The sequence below is a fragment of the Thermohalobaculum sp. genome, assembly GCF_058622915.1.
Window position 1 is genome coordinate 28302 of the sequence record NZ_JBZSYN010000075.1, and the last position, 15644, is coordinate 43945.

The window sequence follows — 15644 nt, forward strand, 5'->3', positions numbered from 1 at the left end:
CCCGCGTTAAAACGGGCCGGCGCGAGTCGATCCGGCCGGCTGGACTTCGCGCTGAGCGAGCTTATGGTGGCAGGACAGAACTCGACAAGCTGCACCCGGTGACAGCATCAGGGCGCGTCCCGGGCGGCCCAGAGAAGCAGCGGGACCGGTTTCGGGAGGAACACCATGACGAGATGCATAGCCGTGCTGGGGGCCTCGGGCACGGGCAAGTCGGCCTTGGTCGACCGGCTTGCCGGGCTCGAGGACGGACACCCCCAGCCCCCTGCGCCGGCGGAGACGCGAATCGTCCGGTTCGGCTTTCTCGGCGACGACTGGGTGGCCCTCGACTGCCCTGGCTCGCTCGAGTTCCTGCAGCAGAGCCTGGACGCGTTGCTGGTCGCCGATGCCGCGGTGATCGTCGTCTCGCCCCAGCCCGACCACGCGGTGCTGGCCGCGCCCTTCATCCGCCTGGCCGAGCAGGCGGGCGTGCCGCATTTCCTGATGGTCAACCGGATCGACGAGGCGCAATCGCCGGCGCGCGATATCGTCGCCGCGTTGCAGGGCTATTCACGCCACCCGGTTGTGCTGCGCCAGATCCCGATCCGCGAGGAGGGGCGCGCCGTCGGCGCCGTCGACCTCGTCTCCGAGCGCGCCTGGCGCTACCGCGAGGGTGAGCCCTCGCAGCTGATCGAGATTCCCGGCGATCTCGCCGACCGCGAGCACGAGGCCCGGGCCGAGTTCCTCGAGAGCCTCTCCGACTACGACGACTGGCTGCTCGAGGAGCTGATCGAGGACCGCGAGCCTGCCGCCGGGCCGGTCTATGCGCTGTGCGCCCGGGTGCTGCAGGAGGGGCGCGTGGCCCCGGCCTTCATCGGCTCGGCGGCGCATGGCAACGGCATGGTGCGGCTGATGAAGGCGCTGCGCCACGAAACCCCGCAGGTCGAGGGGCTGGCCGAGCGGCTCGGCGGCGAGGCGACCGCCGGCGTGCTGCTTGCCCGCCACCGCAAGCATGTGGGCAAGACCGCCTATCTGCGTGCCTTCCAGCCGCTCAAGACCGGCGACACGCTGGGGGGCGCGCCGCTGGGGCCGCTGACCACGGTGGCCGAGGCGAAGCCGCAGCCGCTGCCCGAGGCAGCCGCGGGCGACGTGGTCGCGGCGATCAAGTCCGAGCATCTCGAGCCGGGACGGCTTTACGCGGCCCAGCCGGTGGCCGCGCCCGCCTGGCACAGGGCGCTCAACCCGGTGATGGCGCAGGGGGTCAAGGCAGCCAGCGACCGCGACGACGCCAAGCTCTCCGAGGCACTGAACAAGATCGTGGCCGAGGATCTGTCGCTGGGCGTCGCCACCGACCGCGAGACCGGGGCGCATGTGCTCTCGGGCCAGGGGGCGCAGCACCTGCGCCACGCCCGCGAGGTCCTGGCCGAGGAGTTCGGCGTCGAGACGGCAGAGGCGCCGATCGCGCCGCTGCTCAAGGAGACCATCACCCGCAAGCAGGACGTGCACTACCGGCACAAGAAGCAGACCGGCGGCGCCGGACAGTTCGCCGACGTGAAGCTGACCGTGGCGCCCGGGCCGCGCGGCGCCGGCTTCGTGTTCGAGCAGACCATCCACGGCGGCTCGGTGCCGCGCAACTACATCCCCGCGGTCGAGGCCGGGGCGAAGGACGCCACCGAGCGCGGGCCGCTGGGCTTTCCCGTGGTCGACGTGCAGGTGACGCTGACCGACGGCCAGTACCATGCGGTCGACAGCTCGGACATGGCCTTCCGCATCGCCGCGCGCGGCGGCGTGAAGGAGGCGCTGGAGCAGGCCGCGCCGGTGCTGCTGGAGCCGATCTACGATGTGCGCTTCCACATCCCCTCGATCTATACCGGCTCGCTCAACCCGCTGGTGTCGTCCAGGCGCGGGCAGGTCATGGGCTTCGACCGCGATGGCGAGGCCGAGGGCTGGGACATCTTCCGCGCCCAGCTTCCCGGCACGGCGCTCGAGGGCCTGATCAACGATTTGCGCTCGATCACCCAGGGGGTCGGCCGCTACGAGGCGGAGTTCGACCACTACCAGGAGCTCTACGGCAAGGACGCCGATAAGATGATCGAGAAGCGCGCCGAGATGCTGGCCGACGCCTGAGGCGCCGGGGACCGGCATCGCCTCGGGTCCCGGCCCGCGAGCCGGGACCTCCCGTGATTCAGTTTGGCCAATGAGGCCCCGGGTCAGGCCCGGGGCCCAAGGCGGGGGGTGCGCGCATGTCCACACGTGGACACGGGTTTAAATCATTGATTTTATTGAATACGCACTTTGAACGATTTTTATGGTTAAGGCACTTTAACCGCGCCGCAGCGCCTCGATGCGATCGTAAAGCCCCTTGGGCACCTCGATGCCCTGCTCCGGCGTCTCGGCGCGGGCCTTGAGCCGCCGGTCGCCGGGCAGCCGAACGCCGTCCTCGGCCAGCATGCGGGCGAACAGGCGCTCGCCATGGGCGGCGGCGTCCTCGGCGCCCAGGCGGGCCGGATCGATGGCGAGGATCAGCTCGCCCCCGGTGGCGGCGCCGCCGTCGCCGTTGTCGGCGTCGCCGGCCTCGATACTGGTCACCTCGCCGATCAGCGGACCGGCCATGAGGTCCACCATCAGCGCGATGGCCGAGCCCTTGTAGCCGCCGAAGGGCAACTGCGCGCCCGCAAGGATCGCCTCGGGGTCGCCGGTCGGGTTGCCTTCGGAGTCGATGCCGACGCCCTCGGGCACGCGCCGGCCCTCCTGCGCCGCCATCATGATCTCGCCGCGCGCCATCGCGGCCGAGGCCTGGTCGAACACCATCGGCGGGCGGCCGCGGCACGGCCACGCGAAGGCCATCGGATTGGTGCCGAAGAACGGGTGCCGGCCGCCGGCCGGCGCCAGATAGGGCGGCGAGGAGGTGAAGGCGAGGGCCACCAGCCCCTCGGCGGCGACCGCCTCGGCCTCGGGCCAGAGCGCGGCGAAATGGTGCGTGCGGGTGATCGCGAGCGCCGCCATGGCGCTCTCGCGCGCCGCCTCGATCAGAAGCGGCAGGCCGAGCTTGTGGGTGAGCGGCGTGTAGCCGCGGTCGCCTTGCACCCGCACCACCGTCGGGCCAAGCCGCTCGACGCGGGGCGCGGCCTGGCCGTTGACCTTGCCGTTGCGCAGGCTGGTGACGTAGCCCGGCAGGCGGAACAGGCCGTGGCTCTTGGCCCGGTCGCGCTCGGCTGCGGTGACAGTGTCGGCGATCGCCGCGGCGTTCGGTGCATCGCAGCCATTGGCCTCGAGCACCTCGACGGCCAGCTCATGGCACTGCGCCAGCGTCATGCGAACCTGTTCCATCGGTCCCTCCCTTGAGCTTCGCGGCATCCTCGCGCCCAGCGCCGCCGGGCACAAGGCCGCCCGGAACACACGCCGCGCCAGCAGTGGCAGCGCCGGCGCCCTCGCTCCGGCTGCGGCAAGCTGCCGCATGAGCGCGGCACATGGAAGGCCTGCCCTCGCCCCTTGCGCAATGCTGCGGCGCACACCAAGTCGGGCGATGCACGGAGCCGCGGCACCGCCGCACCGCTTCGAGGCAGACCCTGAGGAAATCGAGCGGTCCCCACGCCCCGCAGCCGCGACGGCCGCCGCCGCGCAGCCGGCTGCGCCGCGCCGGGCCCCAGTCAACCGGAGAACGAACCGTCATGCGAAGCATCCCCGTATGGGACCTGATCGTGCGCGCCACCCACTGGGCGGTCGCGCTGCTGGTGATCGCCGATCTCACCGTGCTCAGCCCGCGCTGGGCGGTGCACCGCTGGGCCGGCTACGCCGCGCTGGCGCTGATCGCCCTGCGCCTGTTTTGGGCGCTGGTGGGCACGCGGCACGCGCGCTTCACGGCCTTCCCGCCCAGCCTCGAGGCGGCGAAGGCGCATCTGCGCAGCCTGGTGCGCGGGCGGCGCGAGACGCATCTGTCGCACAACCCGCTGGGCGCGCTGATGGCCTATAACCTGTGGATATCGCTGCTCGCGACCGGGCTGACCGGCTGGCTGTCGACCACATCCGCCCTGCACGGCGTCGAGCTGGTCGCGGGCATGCACGAGCTGCTGGCCAACTGGGTGCTGATCTCGGTGCTGCTGCATGTGGCGGGTGTCGGCTTCGAGACCTGGTATTCGAAGGTCAACCTGGTCCGCGCCATGATCACCGGCAGGAAGGAGATTCCCGGGCCCCGCGACTGAGCGGGGCCGGGGCGTAGGCGGCGCGGCGAGAACGGCGCCGAGTGCTGCCTGCCGCGACCACGCTGCCCTAAGACCGAACAAGCAGACACGACGCCCGAGCCGCGTTCATGGGGGAGCGCTGTCGAGGGCCGGGCCTTGCCGGCGCCATCTGGGACCGCACCGTCAGGTCGGCGCGCGGGTCGCGACCGGGCAGAAAACCGCGCGCCACAGCCCTGAAAACGGCCCCGAAATCGGCGCAGCACGGGCCTGCGCGGCCCTAAACCTGAGTTATAGAACCGCTGCGCTAAACCCGTGCGCAATGGTGCTGGCGCGCCAAGACTCCCAGTTGGCGACAGCGGCGCCGCTTCGTGGCTCCGCAATCCAATCGGCAGAACTGGAGAAACCGATGCAATCGAGCAAGAACCGACTGACCCTCGCCGCCGCCGCGGGCGCCCTCGCCCTGTCGATGGCCCTGTCGCCGGCATTCGCCACCGCCTCGACCGAAATGCTGGGCAAGACGCTTGGCACGAACTCCAAGCAGGTCACCGCCAGCCTGAAGAAGATGGGCTACACGGTTCGCCGCTTCGAGAACGAGGACGGCATGCTCGAGGGCTATGCGATGAAGTCGGGCAAGCGCTATGAGGTCTACGTCGACACCAAGACCGGCGTGGTGAAGCGGTTCAAGCTGAAGAACTGACCCGCAGAGGGAGGGCCGCGACGATGCGCCACATCCCTGTCTGGGACATCTTCGTCCGCGTCACCCACTGGGTCGTCGCCACCATGGTGCTGGCCGAGCTTGTGGTCGTGCACCCCGATTCGCTCACGCACCGGCTTGTCGGCTACACGGTCGTGACACTCGTCGTCCTGCGCCTGGTCTGGGGGCTGATCGGCCCCCGCCACGCCCGCTTCAGCTCGTTCCCTCCGAGCTTGCAGGCGGCGCGGTCGCACCTTGCGGGGCTGGCGCGGGGCGAAGAGGATCTGCATCTCTCGCACAACCCGCTGGGCGCACTGATGGTCTACAACCTGTGGGCCACGATGATCGCCCTGGGCGTCACCGGCTACATGATGACGACCGACGCCTACTGGGGCGTGGCCTGGGTCGCCAATCTGCATTCCGCGCTGGCCGACTGGGTGGCGCTCTGCGTCTGCCTGCATCTTGTCGGCGTGTTTTACGACACGCGGCGTTCCAAAGTTAACCTGGTTCGCGCTATGATAACCGGCAAGAAGCAGATTCCTGGCCCGGGTGAGTAACGCCCGCGGCCGAGAGGCCGCGAGCGGATGGCAGAGACGAGATCGAAGCTGAAGCTGGCCCTGTCGGGGGTTTCCGGCAGGGCCATTGCGCTGACCACCCTTCTGGTGGTGCAGGTTCTGTGCGCCAGCTTCTTCCTCGCGGACGTGACCGCCGACCTGTTCGGCTGGCGCGGGCTGCTCGACGGCATCGACCACCACAAGCTCGAAGGGGTTCTGGTGGCGGCGCTGGGGCTGAGCATCGGCCTGACGGCGATCGAGATCCGGCGGCTGCTGACCCGCCAGGGCAAGGTGGAGGCCCAGCTCAAGGCGGCCTCCGGCGCGTTCCTGGAGCTTCTCGAGACGCATTTCGAGGCCTGGCGCCTGACGCCGTCGGAAAGCGACGTGGCGCTGCTGGCGATCAAGGGCTTTTCCATCGCCGAGATCGCGGCGCTGCGCCACACCAAGGAGGGCACGGTCAAGGCGCAATGCAACGCGATCTATTCCAAGGCCGGGGTCAACAGCCGCTCGCAACTGCTCAGCCTGTTCATCGAGGAGCTGATGAGCGACCGCCTGGTGCCGGCCCGGCCCAAGCCCGGGCAGCACAGGGGGCCGCAACTGGCGCGAACCGGAAAAGCCCCCCAGGCGTCGCGGGAAAACCTCGCCGACGCGGCGGCCAGCAGAGACTGACGCCGCCGGGCGCAATGGCAAACACCGCAGGCCGCTGAGTCGGGCGAGCCCGGCGCCCCTCGGTCGCGCTTGCGGATGTTCATGTTTCGTTTACACTGCGCCGGGACTCGCAATCGCCCGCCCGGAAGTTATCTCTCGGGGCGGTGACGGAATCGGGTTGAGGGCATGGCCGAGCTGAAGTTCATCTCCGTGCGCGGCGCGCGCGAGCACAACCTGCAAGGGATCGACGTCGACATCCCGCGCAATGCGCTGAGCGTGATCACCGGGCTGTCCGGCTCGGGCAAGTCGTCGCTCGCCTTCGACACCATCTATGCCGAGGGCCAGCGGCGCTATGTGGAGTCGCTGTCGGCCTATGCGCGGCAGTTCCTGCAGATGATGCAGAAGCCGGAGATGGACCATATCGAGGGGCTGAGCCCGGCCATCTCGATCGAGCAGAAGACCACGTCGAGGAACCCGCGCTCCACCGTCGGCACGGTCACCGAGATCTACGACTACCTGCGGCTCCTGTTCGCGCGTGCCGGGACGCCCTACTCACCCGCCACCGGCCTGCCCATCGAGGCACAGCAGGTCTCGGACATGGTCGACCGGGTGATGACGATGGCGGAGGGCACGCGGGCCTACCTCATGGCCCCCGTTTTGCGCGACCGCAAGGGCGAGTACCGCAAGGAGTTCCTGGAACTGAGGAAGCAGGGCTTCCAGCGGGTCAAGGTGGACGGCGCCTTCCACGACCTCGACGCGCCGCCCGCGCTGGACAAGAAGGTCCGCCACGACATCGACGTGGTGGTGGACCGCATCGTGGTGAAGCCCGGCATCGAGACGCGACTGGCGGACTCGTTCTCCACCGCCCTGGCGCTGGCCGACGGCATCGCCGTGATCGAGACGGCGCCGCAAGGGAGCGGAAGTCAGGGCGAGGGCGAGCCCGAGCGTATCACCTTTTCCGAGAAATTCGCCTGCCCGGTCTCGGGCTTCTCGATCCCCGAGATCGAACCGAGGCTGTTCTCGTTCAACGCCCCCTTCGGCGCCTGTCCGGCCTGCGACGGGCTGGGGGTGGAGCTGTTCTTCGACGAGCGGCTGGTGGTGCCCGACGAATCGGTCAGCCTGATGGACGGCGCGCTTGCCCCCTGGGCCAAGTCCAGGACCCCGTATTTCCGCCAGACCGTCGAGGCACTGGCCGACCATTACGGCTTCAAGACCACGACACCCTGGCGCAGGCTGCCCGAGCAGGCGCACGAGGTGCTGCTGCACGGCTCGGGCGAGGAGGCGATCACCTTCCGCTATGACGACGGCGGCCGGGTCTATCAGGTCAAGCGGCCGTTCGAGGGCGTGATCCCGAACCTCGAGCGGCGCTACCGCGAGACCGACTCGGCGTGGGTCCGCGAAGAGTTCGAGCGCTACCAGGGCGAGCGCCCCTGCGGCGCCTGCGGCGGCCACCGGTTGCGGCCGGAGGCGCTGGCGGTGAAGATCGGCGGCGACCATATCGGGCAGGTCACCGAGCTTTCGATCCGCCACGCGCTCGACTGGGTCGAGCGGGCGCCCAGGAAGCTCAGCAAGCAGAACAACGAGATCGCCGCCGCCATTCTCAAGGAAATCCGGGCGCGGCTGGGATTCCTGGTCGATGTCGGGCTCGACTACCTGACGCTCGGGCGCATGGCCGGCACGCTCTCGGGCGGCGAGAGCCAGCGCATCCGGCTCGCGAGCCAGATCGGCTCGGGGCTGACGGGGGTGCTCTACGTGCTCGACGAGCCCTCGATCGGGCTGCACCAGCGCGACAACGGGCGGCTTCTCGACAGCCTCAAGGGCCTGCGCGACCAGGGCAACACCGTGATCGTGGTGGAGCACGACGAGGAGGCGATCCGCACCGCCGACCACGTGCTCGACCTCGGTCCCGGCGCCGGGGTGCATGGCGGCCACGTGGTCGCTGCCGGCACGCCCAATGAGATCGCCGCGAGCGCCGGCTCACTGACCGGGGACTACCTGGCGGGGCGGCGCGAGGTGCCGATCCCGCGCCGCCGCCGCCCCGGCAACGGGCGGACGCTCACGGTCGAGGGCGCCTCGGGCAACAACCTGAAAGAGATCACCGCCGCGTTCCCGCTCGGCACCTTCGCCTGCGTTACCGGGGTCTCGGGCGGGGGCAAGTCGACGCTGACGGTCGAGACGCTGTACAAGGCCGCCGCCAACCGGCTGAACAACGCGCGCCTGCAGCCCATGCCCTGCCGGTCACTGAAGGGGCTCGAGCACCTCGACAAGGTGATCGACATCGACCAGTCGCCGATCGGGCGCACGCCGCGCTCGAACCCGGCGACCTACACCGGCGCCTTCACGCCGATCCGCGACTGGTTCACCGGGCTGCCCGAGGCGCGGGCGCGGGGCTACAAGCCCGGCCGCTTCTCGTTCAACGTCAAAGGCGGGCGCTGCGAGGCCTGCCAGGGCGACGGCGTGATCAAGATCGAGATGCACTTCCTGCCCGATGTCTACGTCACCTGCGACACCTGCAAGGGGGCGCGCTACAACCGCGAGACGCTGGAGATCAAGTACCGCGGCAAGTCGATCGCCGACGTGCTCGACATGACCGTGGAGGACGGGGTCAGGTTCTTCGACGCCATCCCCTCGATCCGCGAGAAGCTGGAGACGCTGGAGCGCGTGGGCCTGGGCTACGTCAAGATCGGCCAGCAGGCGACGACGCTGTCGGGCGGCGAGGCGCAGCGGGTGAAGCTGTCGAAGGAGCTGAGCCGCAAGGCCACCGGCCGCACGCTCTACATCCTCGACGAGCCGACCACGGGGCTGCACTTCCATGACGTGAAGACGCTGCTCGAGGTGCTCCACGAGCTGGTCGAGCAGGGCAACACGGTGGTGGTGATCGAGCACAACCTCGACGTCATCAAGACCGCCGACTGGCTGATCGACCTGGGCCCCGAGGGCGGCGACGGCGGCGGACGCATCGTCGCCGCCGTCACGCCCGAGGGCGTGGCTGAGGTGGAGGAAAGCCACACCGGCCGCTATTTGCGGCCGATGCTGGTCAAGGCGGGGCGGATGGCGGCGGAGTAGCCGCCACCCTTCCGGTTCAGTAGTGGCCTAGTGCCCGGCCGCGTTCAGCAACTCGAAGGCGTCGGCGATGCGCTTGGTCGCCTCGGCCACCAAAAACACGTTGTTGTTGACCCGGGCGTAGAAGTATCCGGGCCGCGGCGGCGGCAGGCGGTACACGCGGTAGTCGTGGATCACCACGTAGTCATGGCGGTAAAAGGGCCGCCCGCGCCAGTACCGGTAACGCGGGTGATGCTCGACGCGCCAATGCGTGTGATGCCAGTCATGGCCCCCGCGCCAGTCGCGGTTGTCTCCGTATCCCCAGCGCCAGTCATTATTCCCGCGATTCCAGTCGCCATGGTTGTCTTGGCTGCTGCGGCGATCCCAGTGGTTGGGGCTGCCCTGGCGGCGGTCCCAGTGGTTGTTGCTGCCCTGGCGGCGATCCCAGTGATTGGGGCTGCCCTGGCGGCGGTCCCAATGGTTGTTGCTGCCATTGCGGCGGTCCCAGTGGTTGGGGCCATAGCGCCCGCGATCGGTGCCCTGGTTCCCGTAGTCATTGTTCTGCCAGGGGTAATAGTGGTCTTCGACCTGGATCAGGGGCGCCGCCCTCGTCGAGAGCGCGAGGTCGGCCCTGGGGCCGGCCGCGGCGGGTGACGCTAGTCCCAGCCCGCTCAGGGCGATTGCAGCGGCGGCGACGGTGTGCATCGGTTTCATGTCGATTTCTCCTGTCTCTGTCTCTGCCTTGGCCCCCGGAGCGCCTTCAGGCGATGTAAATGGTTAACGCCTCCAAGTCGGGGTTCCGTCGTAGAGTCGGACCGAAAATTGCGCCGTGAAATTCCGATTTCGTTGACTTCAATCGCGCTGCACCGCACCATCGGGGGTGTTTGGAACTGGGAGATTTGTCATGATCGTCAAGCAGATCCTCGAGCTGAAGGGCTCCGCCGATATCCAGACGATCGCGCCCGACTCCAGCGTTGCCGAGGCGGCGACACGGCTGGACAAGAAGCGTATCGGCGCGCTCATCGTCAGCGAGAATGGCCGGGACATCGCCGGCATCCTCAGCGAGCGCGACATCGTGCGCGCGCTGGCGCGCCGGGGCGGCGGCTGCCTCGATCTCAGCGTGCGCGAGCTGATGACCGGCGAGGTCGAGAGTTGCACCCTGTCCGACAACGCCATCTCGGTGCTGGAGCGCATGACCGAGGGGCGCTTCCGCCACATGCCGGTGCTCGAGGACGGCCGCATGGTCGGGCTGGTCTCGATCGGCGACGTGGTCAAGGCGCGAATCACCGAGATCGAGCAGGAAAACCAGGCGATGGCCAGCATGATCGGTGGATAAAGCGTCGCGCCCGCCCGCTTTCCCCTTGACCCGCGCGCCTGCCCGATGTTGCCTGTGCCGCCGTAGCAGGGGGCTGAGGAGGCTCAGGTGCGCACAGGGCTCTATCCCGGCACGTTCGACCCGGTAACGCTGGGCCACGGCGACATCATCCGCCGCGCGGCGAAGCTGGTCGACCGCCTGGTGATCGGCGTCGCCATCAACGCCGAGAAGAAGCCGCTGTTCTCGGTCGAGGAGCGGGTCACCCTGGTCGAGCACGAGGTTGCGCCCATCGGCGCCGCCAGCGGCATGCAGATCGCGGTTCAGCCCTTCGACAACCTGCTGGTGCGCTTCGCCGAAGAGGTCGGGGCCAGCCTGATCATCCGCGGGCTGCGCGCGGTGGCCGATTTCGAGTACGAGTTCCAGATGGTCGGCATGAACCGGGCGCTGAGCGAGGGCATCGAGATGGTCTTCCTGATGGCCGGCGCCCAGTACCAGCCGATCGCCTCGAAGCTGGTCAAGGAAATCGCCCGCATGGGCGGCGACGTCTCGCAATTCGTCTCACCCGAGGTCGCCACGGCGCTGAAGCAGCGCTTCTAGCAAGTATGAGTCCAGTCTATACGGCTTGATGCCCGCCCTCGCGGCTGACAGTCATTGCGTTGCGAAACCTTTAGCGCAAAAAGGGAGCAGAGCGATGAAACATGCGATTGCCATTACTGTACTTGGTCTTGCGCTTGCGGTTGGCGCTTGCGGAATTTCGCAGAAGAAGCCGGATTCCACACAGCCCATGAACGCCAATGCTGCCGGAGCGAAGCAGCAATGGGAGGGGACATGGTCGGGAAGCTGGGACGGCGCCTGTTCCGGTTCCATCAAGGTCAGCGATGTTCAGGCGGACAGTGCGCACGTGCTCTATTCCTGGGGCAGTTGCGGCAACGCGGCTCCCGGCACCTACGAGGACCCGGCCGCCTCGATCCAGGGCGGCACGCTGACCGTGCACCTGTATGGCGGCGCCAAGGCGACCTATTCGCACATCGACGAAACCACGCTCAAAGGCAGGTATGAGCGTCCCAGCGACGCGAGCACGGCGACGGGGACCTTCACCCGCGAGGGGTGACGTGCCGCCCACGCCGGGTGCGCCGGGGTATCGCTCGGCGCCGCTGTGGCTTATGAGGCTCGGAATATCTAAGCGCGCGATTCCCGGAGCCAACGGACCGAACCGGGGATCGGCCCCCATCCCGCAGACAGGAGCTCAGCCCTACCATGATCAGACTCGTCGCGGCGCTCATGGCCGTGATCTTCACCTTCTCAGTGACGGAGGCCAAGGCCGTGGACATCAAGGACCCCCAGAACACCCTGGTGATCGAGCTCAAGACGGGCAAGGTCTATATCCAGATGCTGCCCGACGTCGCGCCCAAGCACGTGGCGCGCATCAAGAAGCTGGCTCGCGAAGGCGCCTATGACGGCGTCGCGTTCCACCGGGTGATCGAGGGCTTCATGGCCCAGACCGGCGACGTGAAGTACGGCAACCTGAACCACGGCTACGACCCGGCGCGCGTCGGCACAGGCGGCTCGGACCTGCCCGACCTGCCTGCCGAGTTCTCCGACGTGCCGTTCGAGCGCGGCACGGTGGGCATGGCGCGGACGCAGGACCCGAACTCGGCGAACAGCCAGTTCTTCATCATGTTCGCCCCGGCGCCGCACCTGAACGGTCAGTATACGGTCTGGGGCAAGGTGATCAGCGGCATGCAATACGTGGACGAGATCAAGCGCGGGGCTCCCGGCTCGGGCGCGGTCAGCGACCCGGATCGCATGATCAAGGTCTACGTCGCGGCCGACCACAAGTAGGCCCGGGACTGGACGCCCGCCGCCCTGCCCGCTAAGGGCGGGCCGATGAAGCTCGCCGACTTCGACTTCGCCCTGCCCGAGGAGCTGATCGCGCTCCGCCCCGTGCGCCCGCGCCGGGCCGCGCGGCTCCTGGTCGCGCGCGGGGAGCAAACGCAGGATTCGCACGTCTGCGATCTGCCGGGGGTGCTGGCGGCCGGCGACATTCTGGTGTTCAACGACACCCGCGTGATCCCCGCGCGGCTTTTCGGCGAGCGCCGGCGCGAGACGCGCGACGGCACCGGCACGGCCCGGGTCGAGGTGACGCTGATCGAGGACGGGGCAGAGGGCCGCTGGAGGGCGCTGGCGCGGCCGGGCCGGCGGCTTCGCCCGGGCGACCTTGTGCACTTCGCCGGCGGGCTCACGGCCCGCATCGAGGCGAAGGCGGCGGACGGCACCATCGCGCTGGCGTTCGACCGCACGGGCCCCGAGCTCGACGCCGCCATCGCGGCAGCCGGGGTGATGCCCCTGCCACCCTACATCGCCCAGCGCCGCCCGGCGGATGCGCGGGATGCCGAGGACTACCAGACCATCTTCGCCGAGCGCCCGGGCGCGGTCGCCGCGCCCACCGCTGCGTTGCATTTCGACGCGCCACTTATGCGCGCGCTGGCCACGCGCGGCGTGCTCACGGCCCGGCTGACGCTGCATGTGGGCGCGGGCACCTTCCTGCCGGTCAAGACCGAGGACGTCTCGCGCCACCGCATGCACGCCGAGCACGGCGAGATATCGGCTGAGGCCGCCGCGGCCATCAACGCGGCGCGGGCGGCGGGCCGACGCGTGATCGCGGTCGGCACCACGGCGCTGAGGCTCATGGAGAGCGCCGCCGCGCCGGACGGCACCATTCATCCCTTCCGCGGCGAGACCGAGATCTTCATCACGCCGGGCTATCGCTTTCGCGCCATCGACGGGCTGATGACCAACTTCCACCTGCCGCGCTCGACGCTGTTCATGCTGGTCTCGGCGCTGATGGGGCGCGAGCGCATGCTGGCGCTTTACGCCCACGCCATCGCCCGGCGCTATCGCTTCTATTCCTACGGCGACGCTTCGCTGCTCATCCCGCGCGCTGCGCCCGGTGAGTGACGAGGTCGCAGGTCGAGGCTTCTCGCCGACAGCCCCGATGACGTTTTCAGGATAGCTTTCGCGCGCGAGTCCCGGCATGGCTCGGGCGAGACAGCCTTGGGGTTCCCTCCATGACGGGCGCAATCGGCAAGACCTGGGCGCTTCTTCTCGGCATGTTCCTGCTCATGCTCGGCAACGGCATGCAGGGCACCGTGATCGGCGTGCGCGGCGGCATCGAGGCATTCAGCTCGTCCACCATGGGCTTCGTCATGGCCGGGTACTTCGCCGGCTTCCTGGGCGGCGCGCAGCTCACGCCATGGCTGGTGCACCGTGTCGGCCATGTGCGCGTCTTCGCGGCGCTGGGCTCGATGATCTCGGCCGCGTTCATCGTGTTCCCGTCGGTGGTCGACCCGGTGGCCTGGACGCTGATGCGGCTCCTTGTCGGCTTTTGCTACTCGGGCGTCTACGTCACGGCCGAGAGCTGGCTGAACGACAGCGCCACGAACGAGACGCGCGGACGCATCCTCTCGGGCTACCTGATCGTGCAGATGCTCGGCATCATCGCCGCGCAGGGGCTGGTCAACACTGCGGACCCGGCGGGCTACAACCTGTTCGTCATCATGTCGGTTGCGGTCTCGGTCTCGTTCTTGCCGATGCTGCTCTCGGCCGGGCCGGCGCCGAGCTTCTCGACCTCGCGGCGCATGTCGCTGCGCCAGCTCTTCCGCACCTCGCCGCTTGGCTGCGTCAGCACCTTCCTGCTCGGCGCCGTGTTCGCCTGCCAGTTCGGCATGGCCTCGGTGTTCGGCGCCGCGATCGGGCTGACCACGCCCGAGATCTCCATCTTCATCGGCGCGATCTATGTGGGCGGGCTGGCGCTGCAGTACCCGATCGGCTGGCTCTCGGACCGCATGGACCGGCGCCAGCTTATCGCCATCGTCACCGGGCTGGGCGCCGTGGGCAGCCTGATCGGCCTGATCTTCGGCGGCACATTCGAGGCACTGGTGCTCACCGCCTTCCTGCTGGGCGGCACCACCAATCCCACCTACTCGCTGATCATCGCCCACACCAACGACTTCCTGGCGAACGAGGACATGGCCTCGGCCTCGGGCGGACTGATCGTGCTGAACGGCGTCGGCGCGGCGGGCACGCCCGTTCTGGTCGGCTACCTGATGCAGCGCATCGGCCCCGACACCTTCCTGGCCTTCATCGCCGTGCTGATGGCGCTGATCATGGCCTATGCGCTCTATCGCAGCACCGTGGGCCGCAGCCGCGTCGAGCCGGCGCCGATGGCGCCGATCAGCCTGGTCTCGGGCACCCAGGTCACCGCCGAGATCGCCCAGGAGGTCACGGTGCAGGCGGCGGAGACCGCGCCGGACAGCGAGGACAGCCCCGCCTGACCGACCGCCGCCCGCGTCGGTTTTCGCTGCGCGCGCGCCGGATTGGGAATATCGTGGCGCGCGCGATGGCGGTATATTCAACACATCGGGATGGTAAAATGAGGCTGGCACGATGGGGCGTGACAGCGATGATGTGCTGCGCTTCTGGCTTGAGGAGGTGGGACCGAAGCGCTGGTACAGGACGGACCCGGAGCTCGACGCCCGGATCCGCGCGCGGTTCGAGCCACTGTGGCGGCGCGCCGCCGCGGGCGAGTTCGACAATTGGCTGGCGAGCCCGTCCGGCGCGCTGGCACTGGTGATCGTGCTCGACCAGTTTCCGCGCAACATGTACCGCGGCACGGCCGAGGCCTACAGCACCGACCGCCGGGCGCTGCGCGCCGCCAACGAGGCGTTGCGCCGCGGCTTCGACAAGCGCGTCGCCGAGCCCGGGCGCCAGTTCTTCTATCTGCCGCTGATGCATGCCGAGGACCTGTCCTTCCAGGAGCGCTGCGTGCGGCTGATCAAGCTGAGGCTGCCGGAGACGGGAGCGGAGAACCTCGACCATGCCCGGCGCCACCGCGAGGTGATCCGCCGCTTCAGCCGCTTCCCCAGCCGCAACCGGCCGCTGGGCCGCCGCGACACCGAGGCCGAGCGGCGCTACCGCGCCGGCGGCGGTTACATGGGGTGATATCCGCCGCGGCTGAACCCGTACCGATCGGACAACGCCGACCCTGCGCGCGTCGATTGCCTCGCTCAGCGTCAACCCTTACGCTGCAGGAGAGAATCCTTGCCGGAGGGGAGACATGAGCACCCAATACGATGTCGTCGTGATCGGCTCGGGCCCGGGCGGCTACGTGGCCGCGATCCGCGCCGCGCAGCTCGGGCTGAAGACGGCGGTGGTCGAGCGTGAGCACCTCGGCG

The 15644-nt window shown here is 69.0% G+C and carries 16 protein-coding genes; 14 read left to right on the forward strand and 2 right to left on the reverse strand.

Features of this window, described 5'->3' with window-relative positions:
- Positions 1-165 precede the first annotated feature (165 nt).
- Positions 166-2103, forward strand: coding sequence for an elongation factor G (locus AC32QD_RS06330; protein WP_492009640.1), 1938 nt, complete (start codon positions 166-168; stop codon positions 2101-2103).
- Between the two features lie 195 nt (positions 2104-2298).
- Here the strand turns inward: AC32QD_RS06330 and AC32QD_RS06335 are convergent, their stop codons facing one another.
- A complete protein-coding gene (locus AC32QD_RS06335; RefSeq protein ID WP_492009641.1) occupies positions 2299-3306 on the reverse strand; it encodes an Ldh family oxidoreductase in 1008 nt (335 codons plus the stop codon).
- A 341-nt stretch (positions 3307-3647) separates the two neighbouring features.
- Here AC32QD_RS06335 and AC32QD_RS06340 point away from each other — a divergent pair, with 341 nt between their 5' ends.
- From AC32QD_RS06340 to uvrA, 5 genes are all read left to right on the forward strand, one after another.
- The gene (locus tag AC32QD_RS06340; RefSeq protein WP_492009642.1) at positions 3648-4178 is read left to right on the forward strand and encodes a cytochrome b/b6 domain-containing protein; all 531 of its coding nucleotides are present in this window, start codon (positions 3648-3650) and stop codon (positions 4176-4178) included.
- A gap of 385 nt (positions 4179-4563) precedes the next feature.
- Positions 4564-4854, forward strand: coding sequence for a PepSY domain-containing protein (locus AC32QD_RS06345; RefSeq protein ID WP_492009643.1), 291 nt, complete (start codon positions 4564-4566; stop codon positions 4852-4854).
- A gap of 23 nt (positions 4855-4877) precedes the next feature.
- Complete coding sequence (locus AC32QD_RS06350; protein ID WP_492009644.1) at positions 4878-5408, forward strand: cytochrome b/b6 domain-containing protein; 531 nt, start codon at positions 4878-4880, stop codon at positions 5406-5408.
- Positions 5409-5435: 27 nt separating this feature from the next.
- A complete protein-coding gene (locus tag AC32QD_RS06355) occupies positions 5436-6074 on the forward strand; it encodes a response regulator transcription factor (protein WP_492009645.1) in 639 nt (212 codons plus the stop codon).
- Between the two features lie 165 nt (positions 6075-6239).
- Complete coding sequence (gene uvrA / locus AC32QD_RS06360) at positions 6240-9119, forward strand: excinuclease ABC subunit UvrA (RefSeq protein ID WP_492009646.1); 2880 nt, start codon at positions 6240-6242, stop codon at positions 9117-9119.
- Between the two features lie 27 nt (positions 9120-9146).
- Here the strand turns inward: uvrA and AC32QD_RS06365 are convergent, their stop codons facing one another.
- Positions 9147-9809, reverse strand: coding sequence for an RcnB family protein (locus AC32QD_RS06365; protein WP_492009647.1), 663 nt, complete (start codon positions 9807-9809; stop codon positions 9147-9149).
- A gap of 190 nt (positions 9810-9999) precedes the next feature.
- On the opposite strand from AC32QD_RS06365, the gene AC32QD_RS06370 reads away from it, so the two are divergent.
- The 8 genes from AC32QD_RS06370 to AC32QD_RS06405 form a co-directional block, all read left to right on the forward strand.
- Entirely contained in the window at positions 10000-10431 is a 432-nt protein-coding gene (locus AC32QD_RS06370) for a CBS domain-containing protein (protein ID WP_492009648.1), read from the forward strand.
- Positions 10432-10518: 87 nt separating this feature from the next.
- Positions 10519-11007, forward strand: coding sequence for a pantetheine-phosphate adenylyltransferase (gene coaD, locus AC32QD_RS06375; RefSeq protein WP_492009649.1), 489 nt, complete (start codon positions 10519-10521; stop codon positions 11005-11007).
- A gap of 94 nt (positions 11008-11101) precedes the next feature.
- Entirely contained in the window at positions 11102-11521 is a 420-nt protein-coding gene (locus AC32QD_RS06380) for a hypothetical protein (RefSeq protein ID WP_492009650.1), read from the forward strand.
- A gap of 170 nt (positions 11522-11691) precedes the next feature.
- On the forward strand, positions 11692-12252 hold the full coding sequence (locus AC32QD_RS06385) for a peptidylprolyl isomerase (protein ID WP_492009654.1): 561 nt from the start codon (positions 11692-11694) through the stop codon (positions 12250-12252).
- Between the two features lie 45 nt (positions 12253-12297).
- Positions 12298-13368 (forward strand): tRNA preQ1(34) S-adenosylmethionine ribosyltransferase-isomerase QueA, encoded by a 1071-nt coding sequence (gene queA, locus AC32QD_RS06390; RefSeq protein WP_492009651.1) that lies wholly within the window; start codon positions 12298-12300, stop codon positions 13366-13368.
- A gap of 110 nt (positions 13369-13478) precedes the next feature.
- Positions 13479-14744, forward strand: coding sequence for an MFS transporter (locus AC32QD_RS06395; RefSeq protein WP_492009652.1), 1266 nt, complete (start codon positions 13479-13481; stop codon positions 14742-14744).
- 112 nt (positions 14745-14856) lie between these two features.
- On the forward strand, positions 14857-15411 hold the full coding sequence (locus tag AC32QD_RS06400; RefSeq protein ID WP_492009653.1) for a DUF924 family protein: 555 nt from the start codon (positions 14857-14859) through the stop codon (positions 15409-15411).
- Positions 15412-15526: 115 nt separating this feature from the next.
- Positions 15527-15644, forward strand: a 118-nt coding sequence (locus AC32QD_RS06405) for an FAD-binding protein (RefSeq protein WP_492009655.1), incomplete at its 3' end; no start/stop codon positions are given.

Bases quoted from the DNA above. Each gene is read 5' to 3' on its own strand.
- AC32QD_RS06330 (WP_492009640.1), top strand. From the start codon at position 166: ATGACGAGATGCATAGCCGTGCTGGGGGCCTCGGGCACGGGCAAGTCG.
- AC32QD_RS06335 (WP_492009641.1), bottom strand. From the start codon at position 3,306: ATGGAACAGGTTCGCATGACGCTGGCGCAGTGCCATGAGCTGGCCGTC.
- AC32QD_RS06340 (WP_492009642.1), top strand. From the start codon at position 3,648: ATGCGAAGCATCCCCGTATGGGACCTGATCGTGCGCGCCACCCACTGG.
- AC32QD_RS06345 (WP_492009643.1), top strand. From the start codon at position 4,564: ATGCAATCGAGCAAGAACCGACTGACCCTCGCCGCCGCCGCGGGCGCC.
- AC32QD_RS06350 (WP_492009644.1), top strand. From the start codon at position 4,878: ATGCGCCACATCCCTGTCTGGGACATCTTCGTCCGCGTCACCCACTGG.
- AC32QD_RS06355 (WP_492009645.1), top strand. From the start codon at position 5,436: ATGGCAGAGACGAGATCGAAGCTGAAGCTGGCCCTGTCGGGGGTTTCC.
- uvrA (WP_492009646.1), top strand. From the start codon at position 6,240: ATGGCCGAGCTGAAGTTCATCTCCGTGCGCGGCGCGCGCGAGCACAAC.
- AC32QD_RS06365 (WP_492009647.1), bottom strand. From the start codon at position 9,809: ATGAAACCGATGCACACCGTCGCCGCCGCTGCAATCGCCCTGAGCGGG.
- AC32QD_RS06370 (WP_492009648.1), top strand. From the start codon at position 10,000: ATGATCGTCAAGCAGATCCTCGAGCTGAAGGGCTCCGCCGATATCCAG.
- AC32QD_RS06380 (WP_492009650.1), top strand. From the start codon at position 11,102: ATGAAACATGCGATTGCCATTACTGTACTTGGTCTTGCGCTTGCGGTT.
- AC32QD_RS06385 (WP_492009654.1), top strand. From the start codon at position 11,692: ATGGCCGTGATCTTCACCTTCTCAGTGACGGAGGCCAAGGCCGTGGAC.
- queA (WP_492009651.1), top strand. From the start codon at position 12,298: ATGAAGCTCGCCGACTTCGACTTCGCCCTGCCCGAGGAGCTGATCGCG.
- AC32QD_RS06395 (WP_492009652.1), top strand. From the start codon at position 13,479: ATGACGGGCGCAATCGGCAAGACCTGGGCGCTTCTTCTCGGCATGTTC.
- AC32QD_RS06400 (WP_492009653.1), top strand. From the start codon at position 14,857: ATGGGGCGTGACAGCGATGATGTGCTGCGCTTCTGGCTTGAGGAGGTG.